The organism is Glycomyces sambucus, assembly GCF_900102815.1.
Lineage (GTDB): Bacteria > Actinomycetota > Actinomycetes > Mycobacteriales > Micromonosporaceae > Glycomyces > Glycomyces sambucus.
The window spans coordinates 216489-234450 of the sequence record NZ_FNGF01000008.1 but is presented as its reverse complement, the minus strand read 5'-3'; the positions used below and the strand labels follow the sequence as shown (position 1 = coordinate 234450).

The 17962-nt window shown below is 72.2% G+C and carries 15 protein-coding genes and 2 tRNA genes; 10 read left to right on the top strand and 7 right to left on the bottom strand.

Features of this window, described 5'->3' with window-relative positions:
• Nucleotides 1-108: 108 nt before the first annotated feature.
• The gene (locus BLS99_RS22905; protein ID WP_091054041.1) at nucleotides 109-474 is read left to right on the top strand and encodes a DUF488 domain-containing protein; all 366 of its coding nucleotides are present in this window, start codon (nucleotides 109-111) and stop codon (nucleotides 472-474) included.
• 315 nt (nucleotides 475-789) lie between these two features.
• Here BLS99_RS22905 and serS read toward each other — a convergent pair whose 3' ends face one another.
• Nucleotides 790-2049, bottom strand: coding sequence for a serine--tRNA ligase (serS, locus tag BLS99_RS22900; protein ID WP_091054103.1), 1260 nt, complete (start codon nucleotides 2047-2049; stop codon nucleotides 790-792).
• A 65-nt stretch (nucleotides 2050-2114) separates the two neighbouring features.
• Between serS and BLS99_RS22895 the strand changes: the two genes are divergently transcribed.
• The 5 genes from BLS99_RS22895 to BLS99_RS27525 all read left to right on the top strand — a co-directional run bounded on the left by BLS99_RS22895 (nucleotide 2115) and on the right by BLS99_RS27525 (nucleotide 6064).
• The gene (locus BLS99_RS22895) at nucleotides 2115-2456 is read left to right on the top strand and encodes a metallopeptidase family protein (protein ID WP_091054040.1); all 342 of its coding nucleotides are present in this window, start codon (nucleotides 2115-2117) and stop codon (nucleotides 2454-2456) included.
• Between the two features lie 333 nt (nucleotides 2457-2789).
• Nucleotides 2790-3173 carry a TOBE domain-containing protein gene (locus BLS99_RS22890; protein ID WP_091054039.1) on the top strand — a complete coding sequence of 128 codons (384 nt, stop codon included), beginning with the start codon at nucleotides 2790-2792 and terminating at the stop codon, nucleotides 3171-3173.
• Between the two features lie 192 nt (nucleotides 3174-3365).
• Entirely contained in the window at nucleotides 3366-4124 is a 759-nt protein-coding gene (modA, locus tag BLS99_RS22885; RefSeq protein ID WP_091054038.1) for a molybdate ABC transporter substrate-binding protein, read from the top strand.
• A gap of 9 nt (nucleotides 4125-4133) precedes the next feature.
• The gene (locus BLS99_RS22880; RefSeq protein WP_091054037.1) at nucleotides 4134-4949 is read left to right on the top strand and encodes an ABC transporter permease; all 816 of its coding nucleotides are present in this window, start codon (nucleotides 4134-4136) and stop codon (nucleotides 4947-4949) included.
• Nucleotides 4946-6064 (top strand): ABC transporter ATP-binding protein, encoded by a 1119-nt coding sequence (locus BLS99_RS27525; RefSeq protein WP_091054036.1) that lies wholly within the window; start codon nucleotides 4946-4948, stop codon nucleotides 6062-6064. The genes BLS99_RS22880 and BLS99_RS27525 overlap by 4 nt, the downstream gene beginning before the upstream one ends.
• A 334-nt stretch (nucleotides 6065-6398) precedes the next feature.
• Here BLS99_RS27525 and BLS99_RS22870 read toward each other — a convergent pair whose 3' ends face one another.
• From BLS99_RS22870 to pheA, 4 genes are all read right to left on the bottom strand, one after another.
• On the bottom strand, nucleotides 6399-7712 hold the full coding sequence (locus BLS99_RS22870) for an MFS transporter (protein ID WP_091054035.1): 1314 nt from the start codon (nucleotides 7710-7712) through the stop codon (nucleotides 6399-6401).
• Nucleotides 7713-7846: 134 nt separating this feature from the next.
• A complete protein-coding gene (locus BLS99_RS26695) occupies nucleotides 7847-8500 on the bottom strand; it encodes a helix-turn-helix domain-containing protein (RefSeq protein ID WP_218126807.1) in 654 nt (217 codons plus the stop codon).
• Between the two features lie 183 nt (nucleotides 8501-8683).
• Complete coding sequence (locus BLS99_RS22860; protein ID WP_091054034.1) at nucleotides 8684-9319, bottom strand: GOLPH3/VPS74 family protein; 636 nt, start codon at nucleotides 9317-9319, stop codon at nucleotides 8684-8686.
• A gap of 23 nt (nucleotides 9320-9342) precedes the next feature.
• On the bottom strand, nucleotides 9343-10260 hold the full coding sequence (gene pheA / locus BLS99_RS22855) for a prephenate dehydratase (RefSeq protein ID WP_091054033.1): 918 nt from the start codon (nucleotides 10258-10260) through the stop codon (nucleotides 9343-9345).
• Nucleotides 10261-10532: 272 nt separating this feature from the next.
• Between pheA and BLS99_RS22850 the strand changes: the two genes are divergently transcribed.
• Both BLS99_RS22850 and BLS99_RS22845 read left to right on the top strand, forming a co-directional pair.
• Nucleotides 10533-10605 (top strand) — tRNA-Glu (locus tag BLS99_RS22850).
• 90 nt (nucleotides 10606-10695) lie between these two features.
• Nucleotides 10696-10770 (top strand) — tRNA-Asp (locus BLS99_RS22845).
• A 150-nt stretch (nucleotides 10771-10920) separates the two neighbouring features.
• Here BLS99_RS22845 and BLS99_RS22840 read toward each other — a convergent pair.
• The gene (locus BLS99_RS22840; protein WP_091054032.1) at nucleotides 10921-11244 is read right to left on the bottom strand and encodes a hypothetical protein; all 324 of its coding nucleotides are present in this window, start codon (nucleotides 11242-11244) and stop codon (nucleotides 10921-10923) included.
• A 266-nt stretch (nucleotides 11245-11510) separates the two neighbouring features.
• Between BLS99_RS22840 and BLS99_RS22835 the strand changes: the two genes are divergently transcribed.
• Both BLS99_RS22835 and BLS99_RS22830 read left to right on the top strand, forming a co-directional pair.
• Nucleotides 11511-13559, top strand: coding sequence for an RNA degradosome polyphosphate kinase (locus BLS99_RS22835; protein WP_091054031.1), 2049 nt, complete (start codon nucleotides 11511-11513; stop codon nucleotides 13557-13559).
• Nucleotides 13559-14437 carry an NUDIX hydrolase gene (locus tag BLS99_RS22830; RefSeq protein WP_091054030.1) on the top strand — a complete coding sequence of 293 codons (879 nt, stop codon included), beginning with the start codon at nucleotides 13559-13561 and terminating at the stop codon, nucleotides 14435-14437. The genes BLS99_RS22835 and BLS99_RS22830 overlap by 1 nt, the downstream gene beginning before the upstream one ends.
• A 287-nt stretch (nucleotides 14438-14724) precedes the next feature.
• Here BLS99_RS22830 and BLS99_RS22825 read toward each other — a convergent pair whose 3' ends face one another.
• Nucleotides 14725-17862 (bottom strand): glycoside hydrolase family 3 protein, encoded by a 3138-nt coding sequence (locus BLS99_RS22825; protein WP_176953491.1) that lies wholly within the window; start codon nucleotides 17860-17862, stop codon nucleotides 14725-14727.
• Nucleotides 17863-17962: the final 100 nt, after the last annotated feature.

Genomic DNA, 17962 nt, shown 5'->3' with positions numbered 1-17962 from the left:
GGGTGAACGGCGGGGTGTCGAGCGGCTGAACTCACGTGGCCGGCCCCGTGAAAGCTGCAATCGCACCAAACCCACCCATCGCGGGGCGCGGGGGCATACCGTGCGTACATGTCCGACATCACGATCGAACGCGTCTACGACTACCGCCAGGACCCCCACCGGGCCGGGACGGTGTTCCTGGTCGACCGGCTGTGGCCGCGCGGGGTCAGCAAAGAGGACCTCGACGGCGTCGAGTGGGCCCAGGACGCCGCGCCCTCCCCCAACCTGCGCATCTGGTTCGGCCACATGGCCGACCGCTTCGCGGAGTTCACCGGCCGGTACCGGGGCGAGCTCGACGGCCACCCCGAGCGGGCCGAACCGCTCCTGGCCGCCGCCCGCCAGGGCCCGGTCACACTCCTGTACGCCGCCAAGGACACCGAGGTCAACCACGCCCTCGTCCTCAAGGGCTGGCTGGAAGAGCAGCTCGACGGATAGCGCCACGGCGCCGAACATGAAACCGGAACCGGTCGGCGAACGCTGTCGGACCCCCGTGTCAGGGTTTTGACCGGGGGCCCGCGATCCGCCGGTCCCAGGCGTCGCCCCTGCCCGAAAACCGCTCCCGCCGCCGCGCCCCCGGTTCGGTGACGGACCCCTGTGTCAGGGTTGAGCTCGGGGGGCGCCGAACCGGGCCTCCCGCGGCTCGGATGCTGCCTTCAAACCCCTGCCTTCGAAATCCCGCCTTCAAAGCCCCTGCTTAGAACCGCGAAGCGGCCCGCCGACCAGAAGTCGGCGGGCCGCTTCGCGCGTGCGCTACTTCTTCGGTTCCAGGATCTCCTTGCCGAGGTACGGCTGGAGCGCCTTCGGCACCTTGACCGTCCCGTCGGGGAGCTGGTGGTTCTCCAGGATCGCCACGATCCAGCGGGTCGTCGCGAGGGTCCCGTTCAGGGTCGCGGCGACCGCGTTGCGGCCCTGCTCGTCGCGGTACTTCACGTTCAGGCGGCGGGCCTGGAACGTGGTGCAGTTCGAGGTCGAGGTCAGCTCGCGGTAGCGGCCCTGGGTCGGCACCCACGCCTCGCAGTCGAACTTGCGCGAGGCCGAGGTGCCGAGGTCGCCCGCGGCGACGTCGATGACCCGGTACGGCAGCTCCATCTTCTGGAGCATCTGCTCCTCATAGGACAAGAGCTTCTCGTGCTCGGCGGCCGCGTCCTCGGGCCGGCAGTACGAGAACATCTCGACCTTGTCGAACTGGTGCACCCGGATGATCCCCCGGGTGTCCTTCCCGTACGAGCCCGCCTCGCGGCGGAAGCACGACGACCAGCCCGCGTACCGGCGCGGCCGCGTCAGCTCGCCCAGGTTCTCCCCCGAGTGGTACGCCGCCAGCGGGACCTCGGAGGTCCCCACCAGGTACTGGTCGTCGCGCTCGAGGTAGTAGATCTCGTCGGCGTGCTCGCCGAGGAAACCGGTGCCCTCCATGGCGTCCGGGCGCACGAGCACCGGCGGGATCATCGGCGTGAAGCCGGTCTCCACCGCCTGCTGCATCGCCAGGTTCAGCATCGCGAGCTGGAGCAGCGCGCCGTCGCCGGTCAGGTAGTAGAACCGCGAACCCGAGACCTTCGCGCCCCGCTCGGTGTCGAGCAGGCCCAGCGCGGTGCCGAGCTCCAGGTGGTCCTTCGGGTCCTCGATCTCGGTGCGCTCGCCGACCTCGCGCAGGACGATGTAGTCGTCCTCGCCGCCGGCGGGCGCACCGTCGGCGACCAGGTTCGGGATGGCCTTGCCGGCGGCGTCGAACGCCGCGGCGGTCGCCGTCACCAGCGACTCGGCCTCCTTGACCTCGCCCGCGAGGGTCTTCGTGCGCTCGAGGAGCTGCTGCTTCTCGTCGGCGGCGGCCCCGGCGATCTTCTTGCCCAGGCCCTTCTGCTCGGCGCGCAGGGACTCGAAGGACTGGAGGGCACTGCGGTGGTCGGCGTCGGCGGAGAGGAGGGCGTCGACGGCGTCCGGGGACGCGCCCCTCTTGCGCTGGCTGTCGCGATAGGCGTCAGGGTGCTCTCGCAGTGCTCGCAGATCAATCACGTCCACAGATTACCGGCCGGGCCGCCGGGCTCCCCAGCGCATATTGTGGGCGTGTGGCGGTAGATATGGACGAGGCGGACTTCGAGGCGGCGGTGTCCGACGCGCTCGACTCGGTGCCGGCCGAGCTGATGGCGATGCTCGACAACGTGGTGATCCTGGTTGACGACGAACCCGAGGGCGCCGACAAGGAGCTCCTGGGCCTCTACCAGGGCACGGCCCTCACGGATCGGGGCTGGGAGTACGGCGGAGTGCTCCCCGACACCATCACGATCTACCGCGGCCCGACCCTGCGCATGTGCGCGACGCCCGAGGAGGTCGTCGAGGAGGTCGCGGTGACCGTGGTCCACGAGATCGCCCACCACTTCGGGATCGAGGAGGCGCGGCTCCACGAACTCGGCTGGGGCTGACCCAGGGCACGGTTTCGCGGGCGCACCAAACCGCTTTTCGGTCGCGAGACCCGACCAATCCGTGGGCCCCCGGTTCAAGAACCGTGCCACAGGGGTACGACGTTTCCGCTGGAAGCGAGGCTGGCTCGTACTTCGGGCGGGGCGTTTCGCGGGCATGCCAAACCGGTTTTTCGGCGGTCGCACCGCCCAATTCGCGGGCCCCCGGTTCAACGACCGTGCCATAGGGGTACGACATTTCCAGGATCCGCATTCGCGAGGGCTTCACGATCACGAGTTCGCAAACACGAGCGTTTGTCAACACGGGCGTCGCATTCGCGAGGTTATGCTCGAAGGGTGACGACGTTTCGCATCGGTGAGGCCGCCGAACTGCTCGGGGTCTCCGCAGACACCCTCCGCCGCTGGATCGACGCCGGGCGGCTCGCCGCCGACCGCGACGAGCACGGGCACCGGGTGATCACCGGCGCCGACCTGGCCGCGTTCGCGCGCGACCGGGCCGCCGCCCCGGACGGCACCGGGAACTCCTCGGCCCGCAACCGGCTGCGCGGCATCGTCACCGGGATTGTCAAGGACCAGGTCATGGCCCAGGTCGACCTCCAGGTCGGCCCGTTCCGGGTCGTCTCGCTCATGAGCCGCGAGGCCGTCGACGAACTCGGCCTCGAAGTCGGCTCCCTCGCGACCGCGATCGTCAAGTCCACCAACGTCGTGGTCGAGAGATGACACCGCCGAGGGATGACACGGCTGAAAGGTGACAGCGCCGAGAGATGACACGGCTGAAAGATGACACCGCCGCACGATGAAACCGCCGCACGCCGAGTCGCAGACGATCCGCACGGCGCGGCCTCGGTGAGCGCCGGGCCGGCTGGCACCGCGAACCGCCGTACGACACCGCACCCACCCCGGGAGACCCGCATGCGCACCAGACCAGCACTCGCCCTCACCGCCGTCCTCGCGCTCGCCGCTCTCACCGCCTGCGGCAGCGGCGGTGAAGGCGACGACGCCGAGGAGTCCACGCTCACCGTCCTCGCCGCCGCCTCGCTCACCGAGGCGTTCACCGAGATCGGCGAGCGGTTCGAGGCCGAGCACGACGGCGTGGCCGTCGAGTTCAGCTTCGCCGCCTCCTCCGATCTCGCCGCGCAGATCACCGAGGGCGCGCCCGCCGACGTGTTCGCCTCCGCCGACCAGAAGAACATGGACAAGGTCGTGGAGGCCGGCGCCGCCGAGGACCCGCGGCCGTTCGCGCTCAACCAGCTCGTCATCGCCGTCCCCGAGGGCAACCCCGCCGGCGTCGCCGGCCTCGCCGACCTCGCGGGCCTCGACTTCGCCGCCTGCGCCGCCGAGGTCCCCTGCGGCGCCGCCGCACAGACCGCCATCGACGCCTCCGGCACCGCCCTCACCCCCGTCACCTTCGAGGCCGACGTCAAGTCCACCCTCCAGAAGCTCACCCTCGGCGAGGTCGACGCCGCGCTCGTCTACCGCACCGACGCCATCGCCGCCCAGGACGAGGTCGACGCCGTCGAGTTCCCCGAGTCCGCCGAAGCGGTCAACACCTACCCGATCACCGCCCTCGCCGACGCCGCCGCGCCCGACCTCGCCGCCGAGTTCACCGAGTACGTCCTCGGCGACGACGCCTGGGCCGTCCTCGAAACCGCCGGATTCCAGCGGCCCTAGCCGCATAGGATGAGGAACGCCATGCCCGCCAAGCGCAACCGCCAGCGCCGCCGCGTCCCGGCCGCGCTCCTGGTCCCCGCCGCCGCCGGGCTCGCGTTCCTCATCCTGCCCCTCGCGGGCCTCCTCGCCCGCGCCCCGTGGACCGAGCTCCCCGCGCGCCTCGCCGAACCCGCGATGCTCGACGCCCTGCGCCTCTCGCTCGTCACCGCGAGCCTCGCCACGGCCCTCTCGCTGCTCTTCGGCGTGCCCATCGCGTGGCTGCTCGCCCGCGGCGACTTCCCCGGGCGCAGCCTCCTGCGCGCGCTCGTGACCGTGCCGCTGGTGCTCCCGCCGGTCGTCGGCGGCGTCGCGCTCCTGCTCGTGTTCGGCCGCAGCGGGATCGTCGGCACGTGGCTGCACGAGCGCTTCGACGTCACCATCCCGTTCTCCACCACCGCGGTCGTCCTCGCCATGACGTTCGTGTCGATGCCGTTCCTCGTCGTCTCGGTCGAAGGCGCGCTGCGCGGGGCCGACGTGCGGTTCGAGGAGGCCGCCGCGACCCTCGGCGCCGGGCGCTGGACCGTGTTCACGCACGTGACGCTCCCGATGATCGCCCCGGGCGTCCTCGCGGGCGCGGTCCTGTGCTGGGCCCGCGCGCTCGGCGAGTTCGGGGCGACGATCACGTTCGCGGGCAACTTCCCCGGCCGCACCCAGACGATGCCGCTCGCGGTCTACCTCGCGCTCCAGTCCGACCTGGAGGCCGCGATCGTGCTCAGCCTGATCCTGCTCGCGGTGTCGGTCGCGGTGCTGGCGTCGCTGCGCGAGCGCTGGACGGCGGTCGCATGAGTACCCCTGGAGCGCACGGCCTCGACGCGCACCTCGTGGTCGACCGCGGGACGTTCCGCCTCGACCTGCGGCTCCAGGTCGCCCCCGGAGAGACCGTGGCGCTCCTGGGCCCCAACGGCGCGGGGAAGACCACCGCGCTGCGGGCGCTCGCCGGGCTGGAGGACCTGTCGGAGGGGCACATCGCGCTCGACGGTGTCGTGCTCGATGGTGTCGTGCCGGATAGTGCCGTGCCCGACGGCGCCCTCCCCGACCGGCCGCGCGGCGGTGCGCGCTGGGTGCCGCCCGAGCACCGGCGGATCGGCGTCGTCTTCCAGGACTACCTGCTGTTCCCGCACCTGAACGCTGTCGAGAACATCGCGTTCGGTCCGCGGCGGCGCGGCCTCGGCCGGGCCGAGGCGCGGGCGCTCGCGGCCGAATGGCTCGACCGGGTCGGCCTGGGGGACTTCGGGAAGCGCCGCCCGGGGCAGCTCTCGGGCGGGCAGGCGCAGCGGGTGGCGCTCGCGCGGGCGCTGGCGACGGACCCGGCGCTGCTGCTCCTCGACGAGCCGCTGGCGGCGCTGGACGCGCGGACCCGGCTCGACACGCGCGTGGAGCTGCACCGGCACCTGGCGGGGCTCGCGGGCCCGGCGGTGCTGGTGACGCACGATCCGGTGGACGCGCTCATGCTCGCCGACCGGCTCGTGGTGGTCGAGGACGGGCGGGCGGTCCAGGAGGGCGACGGCGAGTCGGTGACGGCCCGGCCGCGCACGGACTACATCGCGCGTCTGGTGGGCTTGAACCTGTACCGCGGCACGGCGTCGGGCCGGACGGTGCGGCTGGCCTCGGGCGAGGTGCTGGCGACCGCGGAGGCCCTGGAGGGCGATTCGTTCGCGGCGTTCCCGCCGAGCGCGGTGGCGCTGTTCCGCACCGAGCCGGACGGGAGCCCGCGGAACACGTGGCGGGCGGTGGTCGCGGGGGTGCACCGGCACGGGGACCATCTGCGGGTGCAGCTGGACGGCCCGATCCGCGCGACGGCCGACGTGACCCCTGCCGCGGCGGCGCAGCTCGGCCTCGAACCGGGCCAGGAGGTCTGGGCGGCGGTGAAGGCCGCCGAGATCCGCGCCTACCCGGCTTGAAAGGTGGCCGCGCCCGGCGGTGCACGCGAGAGCGTCTCGGTCTTCATCCCCCGATCGCGTGGATTTCCGGTGGGACACCGGTTTCCGGGCCCGGAAGTGTCGCACCCCTCGGCAAGCATCGCGCCTACGGTCCCCCTCAGGGTGGGTGGGGGCTGTGGATGGCACTACCTCTACTACGCGCGCGTAGGCGAGCAAAGTGAAGGCCGGAGCCGCATTGCGGCTCCGGCCTCTACTTTGGCCTCTACTCCGGCCTCTACTCCGGCCTCCTTGTCCGGACTTCGCGTCCGGCCTTCCTGTTCCCCGTTCGCGGGCTTCGCCTCCCGCTCGCAGGAGTTCACCCTCGGCGCGGCGTGGCCATCCCTAACGCGGCCGCGCCGGCCAGGGCGCGCTCCGCGGGGGCCTCGGCGGGCCGCTCGGCGGGGGTGCCGCCGTCGGTCTCGTCGGCCCGGGCCGCGCGGCGGATGACCGGGAGGCAGGCGAGGACGATGAGGATCGAGACGAGGCCGACGGCGACGAACGCGGTCTGGACGTCCATCACGGTCGACATCGCGCCGCCGAGCAGGAACCCGATGAGCTGGGCCGCGTTGACCCGGCCGTTGACCGCGGCGTTGGCGCGGCCCCGGAACGCCTCGGGGACCCGGCGGGCCAGCGCGATGCCGAGCGCGGAGTTCTCGCCGGCGTTGAAGATCCCGCCGATGAGGTTGAGCGGCACCATGAGCAGCACCGAGAAGAGCGGCAGGCCCTGGCCGACGCACATGAGGCCGACGCCGGCGAGGCAGGCCATGAGCATCCAGGCGAGCTGCACGTCGCGGTCGAGGCGGCGGATGAGCGCGGCGGCGATCCAGGCGCCGGCGACCATGCCGATCGTCCAGCACGCCTTGATGAGCCCGTAGGTGCTCTCGGAGGCGTCGTAGACTTCGCGGACCAGGAAGACGCTGAGGACGTTGACGGCGCACATCGCGGCGATCACGGCGCTGAGGCCGAACACCATCGCGGTGAGGAGCCGGTCGCCCTTGAGGCGCCACGCGGCCTTGGCCTTCGCGGCGGTCGCGGTGAGGTCGCGGCGGACGCCGCCGCGGCGGGTGCGGATGTCGAGGCAGCACAGGACGCGCAGGAGGGCGCATCCGGCGGCGAGCATGAGGGCCGCGCCGGAGGAGTGGGCGCCGATGACGAACCCGGCGACGGCGGGGCCGGCGGCGAGGCCGACGAGCGTGCCGGTCTGGACCATCGCGACCGCGTGGGGCAGGTCCTCGCGGCGGGCCATGACCGGGACGAGCGCGGAGACGACCGGCTGGTTGACCGCGGTCCCGCAGGCGTTCAGGATGACCAGGCCGTAGAGCGCGATCAGGTTGTCGGTGAAGGCCATCGCGACGATCGAGGCGGCCTGGAGCAGGCCCGAGAGGGCCATGAGCGCGCGGCTGTCGAAGCGGTCGGCCAGGCGGCCGGTGACCGGGGAAAGCACCACGAGGGGGAGCGTGGCGGCGATGATGAGGGCGGCGATGGCGAAGCCGCCGTAGCCCTCGGACTGGAGGCGGAGGGTGAGGGCGAAGTCGGCCGTGAACATGGCTGTGCCGGCGAGGAAGGCGCAGGCGGCGGAGGTGTAGACGTCGGACCAGCGGGTCCCGTCGGCGAAGGATGTGAAAGACATATTTCGAAGATACACTTTCACGCCTCGATGCGAAAGACCTTTTTCAGATTTCTCGAAGATTTTCTTTCACGCCTCGCCGGGACGCCCCCGCCGGACTTGCGGCGGGCCCGCCCCCGAGCCCGCCCCGTCGCAGGTCAGACCCGCGGGAAGAACCGGAACAGCACGCTGAACACGTGCGTGCCGTCCTCGGGGTCGTGCCCCTCCTCGGCGCGCTTCACGCCCAGGTCCACGTACTCCTGCTCCAGCTCCATGAACCGGCGCGTGAACTCCTCGGCCTCCTCCAGGGTCAGCCGGACGTGCCCCTGCTGCGTCATCGACGCCCGCCGCAGCGCCGGATCGACCGTGCGGGCCCGCTCCACCCACCGCGCGAAGTTCCGCTCCTGCTGCGCCCGGAACGCCTCGCTCATGGTCCGCTCGATCACCTGGTGGCTCTCGGGCGCGTCGTCGTCCGCCGAGATCGAGAACGAGTGCAGCAGCAGCCGCCACACGCGCTCGCGGGCGTCGCCGCGGCTCGGGGCCTCCTCGATGAACCCGGCCTTCGCGAGCGTCCGCAGGTGGTAGCTCATCGCACTCGGCGTCATCCCCGCGACCTCGGCGATCTCCGTGGCGGTCGCACCGTCGAAGCCCTCGGCCCGGCGCTTCGCGAGGAAGTCGAACACGGTCATCCGGGCCGGGTGCGCCAGCGCCTTCATCCGCTCCGGGTCGGTGATCTTGACGTGGTCCATGTCGACCTTGCGCGGCCGCGACGGCGGCTCCGGCGGGACCGGGACCCCCGGGACATCGGGCACGGGCGGCACGCCGAGGCCCGGGACCGGGGGCACTGGCGGCACCGGTATCCGCGGTACCGGGGGGATCTGGGGCTCCGGGACCGGCGGCGACTCCTCGCCCGAATGCGAAGCAGATGTTTCAGACATGCCTCAAGCTAACCACGCCGCAGGCGCGACCGCACTGAGGACCGCTCGGAAGATCCCTCAGCCCCCGCCGCCGGAGGCGACCGCGGCGCTGGCGCCCCGCCGGTTCGCGACCGCCTTCCGGGTGGCGGAGCCGACCCAGTGGGCTTCGGCGAACGCCTTGAGCCGCTTGCGGTCCGGGCGGGTCTCGCGGTCGGGGAACACGGCCTTCTCCAGGTTGACGGCGGCCACGAGCGCCAGGAGCGCCGCGGTGCGCTCGTCGGCGGTGCGGCCGGTCCGGACGGCGGAGGCGAGGCGGACGCGGGTCTCGTCGCCGATCCCGCCGCGGGCCTGGAGGTACCGGTTGACGGGGAAGACCCCGAGGGCCTTGCCGCGCTCGTGGCGCAGGGCCCCGTCGGCGACGAGGCCGTCCCGGACGGTCTCGGTGAGCTTCCTGGCGAAGCGCTCGACCACCGTGTGCGGGGCGCGGGGCTTGTCGGCGGCGAGGGCGGCCAGCCGCTCGTCGACCACCGGGTCGCCGGTGGGGGCCGGGTCGAGGACGCGGACCTTCTTGCCGTCCAGGTCGACGCGCCCGGCGAGCGCGAGCGTGAACAGGACCGCGCCGCCGAGCGCCAGGTCGAGGTATCCGCCGGTGCGCTCGCGGCCGGTGGTGCGGTCGTAGGCGAGGAGCGCCAGCTCCTGGGGGAGAGTGGACATGCCCTCAGCGTAGGCCGGAGCGGCTAGGCGGCGCCGCCCCCGCGGAGGCGGTCGAGCCAGGCGGCGGCGTCGGCGAAGTCGGTGTCGCCCAGCCCGGCGGGGGGCGGGACGGGCCGGTCGGAGTGGTCGCGCGGGTAGGACCCGAGGTACCGGACGTCGGCGCAGATGCGGCGCAGCCCGGTCAGGGCCTCGCCCATGCGCGGGTCGGCGAGGTGGCCGGTGCAGTCGAGGAAGAACGCGTAGCGTCCCAGGCCCTCGCCGGTGGGGCGGGACTCGATGCGGGTGAGGTTGATGCCGCGGATGGCGAGTTCGGTGAGGACGGCCAGGAGCGCGCCGACCCGGTCGTGGTCGATGGAGACGACCAGGGAGGTGATGTCGTTGCCGCTGGGCTCGGGCGGGGCGGTGGGGCGCACGACGTGCACGAAGCGGGTCTCGGCGCCGGAGCTGTCGCCGATGTCGAACGCCTGCACGGGGAGTCCGGCGGCCTCGGCGGTGAAGGGGGCGCACACGCAGGCGTCGAACTCGCCGTCGGCGACCCGCTGTGCGGCCTGGGCGGTGGAGAGCGCCTGGTGGACGACGGCGTTCGGGAGCTCGCGGCGCAGGAACCCGCGGACCTGGGCGATGGCGTGCGGGTGGGAGGCGACGGTGGCGATCGCGGCGGGGGCCTTCGCGGAGGCGAGCACGAACGTGACCGGGAGGACGACCTCTCCGGCGATGACGAGCGGATCGCCGCCGACGAGTTCGTCCACGGTGAGCGTGACGGTGCCCTCCTGCGAGTTCTCGATCGGCACGAAGCCGGCGTCGACCTCGCCGCGGCGGACCGCGTCGAGGATCTCCGGGATCGAGGGCAGCGGCACCGCGGCGGCGCCCTTGGCGGCGGGCAGCCGGCGGAGGGCGGCCTCGGTGAAGGTCCCGCGCGGTCCCAGATAGGCGAACTCCATGTCCCCAACGCTAGCAAGGCTCCTGGCGCACGGCCGCGAGCAGCGGTTCGACCGGGCCTGCGGCCCGCTCGCGGCGGAGCGGCGGCCCGGTCGCGGCCGGGCTGCGGACGGGGCGCGGCCGGGCGCGGATGAGACGGCGGTCTCAAGGGCCACCCGCCTTTCGCGGGGATGCCGCTGTCGCGTATGCTTGTCGAGCCCAAGCGGAATTCCGCGGTGGTGAGCCGGAGAAATCGGAATGCGACAGTCCTTGTCGCGTGCCAGGATCAACGTGCGCCCCCATCGTCTAGTGGCCTAGGACGCCGCCCTTTCAAGGCGGTAACACGGGTTCGAATCCCGTTGGGGGTACGACCCAGACGCGGTGCCGGTCACACGGAGCGCGGCTGGTATAAATTGAAGAGGTCTTGCGACCTTGACGGACTCGCACGAGTTCACCAAGGTCCCGTGGAGCAGCTAGGAGTGCTCGCCGCCCTGTCAAGGCGGAGGTCGCGGGTTCAAATCCCGTCGGGACCGCAGCGAAAACCCCCAGGTTCGCCTGGGGGTTCTTTCGTGCGCATGGCAAGCAGGGGCCGGCTACCGGCCCTTCCCGCTCCGGGCGGGAGCCGAAAGGGGGGCCGCACCGGTCGGTGCGGCCCCCCTTTCCGCGTCGCAGGCCGGCGGTCCTCAGGATCCCGGCGGGGCCGGCTCGTCCGGGAGGGGTTCGTCGCCGTCCGGGTCGGGGTAGCCGGGGGGCTCGTCGGGGATCGGGTCCCCGGGGCGCGGGTCGTCGGGCTCGCCCGAGACGTCGGGGACCTCGGCCGCGAGCTCGTCGGCGAGGGACGCGCCCCGCCGCTCCTCGTCCGGGGTCATGCCCCAGCGGTCGGCCTCGCGGTAGTCCTTCTGGTCGAGGATGTCGTCCTCCACGTCCTCGCCCTCCTCCTCGCCGTCGTCGATGAACCCGTAGGGCTCCTCTTCGCCCGCCGCGTACGGCGCGTTCTCGTCTGACACGGGCCCCTCCTCTGCGTTCCCGCCAGTGTCTACCCCCGGAGGCCCCCGGTCATGCGGACGCGCGGATTCGCCTCACGGGGCGCGTCACCTGGCGGACACCTCGCGCGGCGCCCGCCCGGAGCGCCGCAACCGGGTGCGCGGGAGGACGGCGGGCCGGTGCGCGATATCGTGGCTCCCCTGTGGTCACGGTGGGTGATCCCGCGATCATGAACGGATTTCAAAGCGCGTTCACCGTGAGTTCATTTTCTTCGTTAACCTTGTGATGTATGACGAATAGTGACCCTGTTCCCCTCGTTGACGCCGGTTTGCCGCCCGACCGGTTCCTCGACCGCGAGGAGAGCTGGCTGCGGTTCAACGGTCGCGTCCTGCGCCTGGCCCAGTCGCCCGAGCTGCCCCTGCTCGAACGGGTCCGATTCCTCTCGATCTTCTCCAACAACCTCGACGAGTTCTTCATGGTCCGCGTCGCCGGCCTCATGCGCCGCCTCGCGACCGGCCTGCCCGTGCGCACCTCCTCGGGCCGCTCCCCGCACGCCGTCCTCGGCCGCCTCGCCGGGCTCGCCCACCAGCTGAGCACCGAGCACGCCGAGTACTTCCGCGACGAGATCGCCCCGCTCCTGGCCAAGGAGGACATCGCGATCGTGCGCTGGGCCGACCTCGAGGACGGCGAGCGCGCCCGCATGCAGGAGCTGTTCCGCACCCGCGTGTACCCGGTGCTCACCCCGCTCGTCGTCGACCCCGCGCACCCCTTCCCGTACATCTCCGGGAAGTCCCTCAACCTCGCCGTGCAGGTCCGCGACCCCCGCAACGGCACCACCCGGTTCGCGCGCGTGAAGGTCCCGCCGCTGCTGCCCCGCTTCATCGCCGTCGCCCCCGGCCGGTTCGCGCCGCTGGAGGACGTCATCGCGGCCAACCTGGAGCAGCTGTTCCCCGGCATGGACGTCCTCGCGCACCACACGTTCCGCGTCACCCGCAACCAGGACCTGGAGATCGACGAGGACATCACCGAGAACCTCCTCCAGACCCTGGAGCGCGAGCTGCTGCGCCGCCGCTTCGGGCCCGTGGTGCGCCTGGAGGTCGAGGACACCATCGACCCGCGCGTCCTCGACCGCCTCACCGCCGAGCTCGGCGTCGAGGACGAGGTCGTCTACCGCCTCCCCGGGCCGCTCGACCTCGCCGGGCTCGACGCGATCGCCAACATCGACCGGGCCGACCTGAAGTACCCGCGGTTCCGGCCCTCAGAGAAGGTCCTGCCGCCCGAGGCCGACCTGTTCGCGGTCATGCGCGACCGCGACGTCCTCCTGCACCACCCCTACGACTCGTTCACCGCCTCGGTCGAGCGGCTCATCGAGGAGGCCGCCGCCGACCCGAAGGTCCTCGCGATCAAGCAGACCCTGTACCGGACCTCCGGCAAGTCCCCCATCGTCGACGCCCTCATCAGCGCCGCCGACGCGGGCAAGCAGGTCGTGGTCGTCGTGGAGATCAAGGCCCGCTTCGACGAGCAGGCGAACATCGACTGGGCGCAGAAGCTGGAGCGCGCCGGCTGCCACGTCATGTACGGGATAGTGGGGCTCAAGACGCACTGCAAGCTCTCCCTGGTGGTCCGGCAGGAGGCCGACGGGACCCTGCTGCGGTACACGCACGTGGGCACCGGGAACTACCACCCGACCACGGCCCGCCTCTACGAGGACTTCGGGCTCCTCACCACCGACCCCGAGGTCGGCGAGGACGTCAACGCCGTGTTCAACCACCTCACCGGCTACTCCCGGGACGAGGACTACCACCGGCTCCTCGCCGCACCGCACTCGCTGCGGCCGGGCCTGCTCGAGCGCATCCAGCGCGAGATCGACAACCACAAGGCCGGCCTGCCCGCGCGGCTGCGCTTCAAGTGCAACTCGCTCACCGACGAGGGCATCATCGACGCGCTCTACCGGGCGTCCCAGGCCGGCGTCGAGGTCGACCTGCTCCTGCGCGGCATCTGCGCGCTGCGCCCGGGCGTGCCCGGCCTGTCCGAGCACATCCGCGTGCGCAGCGTGCTCGGCCGTTTCCTCGAACACTCCCGGGTGTACGTGTTCGAGAACGGCGGCGACCCGGAAGTATGGTTGGGCAGCGCGGACCTCATGCACCGCAACCTCGACCGCCGCGTCGAGGTGCTGATACGGGTCCAAGGCGATGCCCATCGCGCGCAGCTGACCTCGCTGCTGGACCGCGGCATGGACGACGGCACCCGGACCTGGAAACTGGGCCCCCTGGGGCTCTGGTCGCGCCAGCGGGGCGGCGCCGACCTCCAGGAACAACTCATGCAGGAGCACCGTTGATGCAACCCGAGATCTTCGCCGCCGGCGCCGTGCTGTGGCGCCAGGGCGCGGAGGGGCCGGAGCTGGCCCTCATCCACCGGCCCAAGTACGGCGACTGGACCTTCCCGAAGGGCAAGCTCAAGCGCGGCGAGCACCTGCTCGCGGCCGCCCAGCGGGAGGTCTTCGAGGAGACCGGGATCAGGCCGGTGCTCGGCCGCCCGCTCGCGCCCTCCTTCTACGACAAGGAGGGCAAGCTCAAGCGCGTCGACTACTGGTGCGCGACCCCCGCCGCGGAGGAGGCCGTCGACGAGGCGGTGGACCCGCGCGAGGTGGACGACCTGGAGTGGATCCCGCTCGACCGGGTCGCCGAGCGGCTGACCTACGAGCGCGACCAGCCGGTGCTCGCGGACTTCTCCCGCGAAGTGGCCCGCGAAACGGTCCCGATCGTGTTCGTGCGCCACGCCGTCGCGCTCTCCAAGGCCGACTGGTTCGACCAGGACGAGCTGCGGCCGCTGAACCAGCGCGGCCGCGAGCGGGCCCAGCAGCTCGAAGTGCTGCTATCGGCGTTCCCGTCGGGCACCGCGTACAGCTCCACGAGCGCGCGCTGCCTGGAGACGCTGCTGCCGTACTGCGCGGCCGAGGGTGTCTCGGTCACCGGCCTGCCCGAGTTCACCCTGGGCACCCTCAAGCCCGCGCAGGCGACGGCCCGCCTCGACGCGATCATCGACGCGGGGGAACCCGCGGTGGTGTGCGGGCACGGTGAGCACATCGACGAGATGATCGCCTACACCAGCGGGCGCCTCGGCACCCCGGTGCCGGTGGGGCCCATGGAGAAGGGCGAGTTCGTGGTGTTCCACACCTCGGGCGGGCGGCTCGTGGCGACCGAGCACCACGACTGAGTCCGGGACCCGTTCTCTGCGCTCGTGCGGGCGGCCGACCTGAATGGTCGGCCGCCCGCGGTGCTCCGCGCGGAGCGGGTGTGTCGACGGGGACCCGAGCGCGGGTGGCTTCCGCGCCGTTCGGGCCTCGGTATGGAGCGACGTTTCGCGAATCCCCTTGATGTCGCCGCCATCCCGCCGACAGCGGATGACGTTTTTGCTATCCACTACAACAGGTGCGGCGCGACACTGTCGAATGTGAACTTGCTACTTGTGGATAACTCTGTGGAATCGCTGGTCGCGGGGGTTCAGCGGGTCAAGCGGATCGTGTCGATGTAGACGCCGCCGGCGCGGTAGACCAGGTACAGGTCCTGGATCCCCTCGGCGCCTTCGAGGTCGGCGCCGGTGCCGGTGAAGTCCTGGAGGCCGGTGGTCTGCGGGACCTGGACTTGGGCGAGGAGCGGGCCGTCGGGGGCGCCCGCGCGGACCTCGATGACACGGTCCGCGGGGGCGGAGGCCGAGGCGGCGTCGGAGGCGGGGTTGGAGGCGGGGTCGGCCCAGGCGGCGGTGGTGGTGGCGGTGCGCAGTTCGATCCGCTTCGCGCCGTTCAGGTCCACCCCGGTGAAGCCGACGTGGTCCCCGGGGCGGCGCGAGGCCGTGGAGTGGTACCCGCCCTCGCGCTTGAGCGTGTGGAGCTTCGACACCTCCCAGTAGGTGACGCCCTGCGCGATCGTGGCCTTCTCCCACACGTTCGCGCCCTGCGACAGGTCGAGGGGCGCGATGGTCTCGCCGTGGATGCGGACGGCGGCATCGGGCAGCTCGCCGCGGTCGCCGACGGACACCCGGTACTCGCCGGACTCCACGATCCGCCTGCCGCTCACCACGTCCCACACGAACAGGTCCCGCGGGTCGACGGCGACCTCGACCCGGCGGGTCTCGCCGGGGGCGACGTCCTTGACGCGCTGGAAGCCCGCGAGCTGGACGCCGGGGACGCGGGAGCCGTATGCAGACCGCACGGCGCTCGCGTAGACGATCGCGACCTCGTCGCTGGTGCGGTCGCCGGTGTTGGTGAGGTCGAACGCGACGGTGAACGGCTCGTCGGCATCCGCTTCGGCCGGGACCTCCAAGGCGCCGTAGGCGAAGGAGGTGTAGGTGAGGCCGTGGCCGAAGGCGTAGACCGGTTCGGCCCGGGAGTACCGGTAGGTGAGCCCGGCGCTGATGACGTCGTACTCGAGCATGTCGACCTCGTCGACCCGGTACGCCTCGGTGCGCGGCCCCGGCTTGGGCAGCGAGGAGGTGTCGGCGAGCCAGGTCGAGGTGAGGCGGCCCGCGGGCGCGTAGTCGCCCGTGAGGGCTTCGGCGATCGCGGTCCCGGCGGCCTGCCCGGCATGGGAGGTGTAGAGGATCGCGGCGACGTTCGGGTCCTCGGCGATCGCGCCGATCGCGAGCGGGTAGGCGGAGACGACGACCACGACGGTGCGGCCGGGCTTGGCGGCGGCCACCTCGCGGACGAGGTCGGCCTGGCGCGGCGCGAGGTCGAGGCCGGGGCGGTCGAAGCACTCGCGGGCGTTGACGAGCGGGTGGTTCCCGACGAACACGACGGCCCAGTCCGCGTCGGCCGCGAGCGCCGCCGCTGCCGCGGGGCCGTCCTCGACCACGGTCTCGGTGAGCACGGGTGCGAAGGGGCCTTTGGCGAGCGGCAGGGAGCCGTCCGCGGCGAGGCGCACGTGGTAGGGCCCGTCCGGTTCGGACGGGACGTGGTTGACGCCGAACAGCTCGACGCCCTCGGCCCCGCGCACGTAGTGGAGGTTCTGGTGCGTGAACCAGGCGTTGGCGTCCTCCATCGCGGTGTCGTGGGCGACCAGGCGCGGGCCGCCGCTCCCGGAGGCCCCGGCCTGGTTCGCGAAGCTCGCGGGGCCGTCGCTGAGCTCCAGCAGGTTCGCCATGACGAACGTCCCGGTCGCGGTGTGGCGGAACATGTGCTGCTCGTGGGCCCAGTCGAAGACCTCGAACGCCTCGGTCTCGCCGGCGTCCTCGGCGCGGGCGGCGAGCGCGCCGTCCTCGGTGCGGGTGACGAACTTGCCGTCCGCCGCCCACGCGACGGTGTCGTTGCCGCTGTGGGTGCGCACGCGGTCGGCGCCGAGGCGGTCGCGGAGCGCCTGGAGGGGCGTGGTGCGGCGCTCGGCGGGCACGAGGGGGCTGTAGTAGTCGCGGAGGTTCAGGTCGGCGAGCGGCCCGACCACGGCGACGCTGGCGGCCTCGGGGAGCGGGAGGGCCCCCGCGGTGTTCTTGAGGAGCACGAGCTGCTCTCGGGCGGCCTGGAGGGCCAGCGCGACGGCCTCGGGGCGTTCCTGGGGGTGCGGGTCGGCGGCGATCAGGTTATAAGGGCAGGCGTCGCCGTCGAGTTTCCCGGTGCGGACGAGGAAGTCGAGCCAGTCGCGGACGACCCGGTCGACGTGGTCCATGGTGAGGCCGAAGAGGCCGCGGCGGACGGCGGCGGCGGCGTTGGCGGTGAAGGGGAGTTCGGAGCCGTCGTGGAAGTTGGTCTGGCCGGCGAGGAGGAAGAGCGCGGAGGAGTAGACGCCGATGTCGCCGGTGCCGTCCTCGCCCATGTCGATGTCGCGGCCCTCTTCGGCGGCGAGCGCCTGGGGGTAGGGGACGTCGCCGCCTTCGGGGGTCTCCCAGGTGTCCCAGACGGCGCCCTTGGTGGTGTGGAGGTTGACGCCGTCCCAGCCGTCGGGGAGGAAGAAGAAGCGGCCGTCCTCGCGTTCGGCGCGCAGCTCGTCCATGATGGGGGCGATGACGGAGGGGACGCCGTTGACAAGGTTGTAGGAGGTCATGGCGCCGTGGACGGCGCCGGCGGCGACGGGCTTGCGGTAGGGGACCTCCTGGTATTCGCGCAGGGCGCGCACGCTCATGGAGGCGGAGCCGCGGTGGCGGTGCCATTCGTGGTTGTAGCCGAGGTAGTGCTTCATCTGGGGGAGCATGCGGACGTAGTGGGGGTGGCGTCCGCGCAGGCCCCACGCGTAGGCGGTGACCATGGCGGCGGTGTGGAGGGGGTCTTCGCCGAAGCCCTCTTCGAAGCGGCCGGCGAGGGGGTTGGAGCGGAGGTCGGCGACGGGGCCGAAGGCGGCGTGGACATCGGTGTCGCGGGCGCGGGTCTCGTGGGAGACGACTTCGCCGATGCGCTCCATGAGTTCGGTGTCCCAGGTGGCGCCGAGGCCGATGGCCTGCGGGAAGAGGGTGGCGTCGGCGTGGTGGCCGGAGCCGTGGAGGACCTCGTTGAACTGGTTGCGCAGCGCCGGGAGGAGGAAGCCGTCGGCGAGGACGGTCTCGGGGACGCCGTTGAGGCAGGCGAGTTTCTGCTCGTCGCTCATGAGGGCGAGGATGGCCTCGACCCGTTCGGCGACGGGCCGGTTGGGGTCGAGGTAGGCGGGAGCGCTCATTCGGGTCCGATCGGTCGGTGGCTGGTCCCCCGACATTACGACGTACGACCAGACTAATTCAACCGGGTTGCGGTCAGCGGCCTCCTCGGAGCGGGCGGAG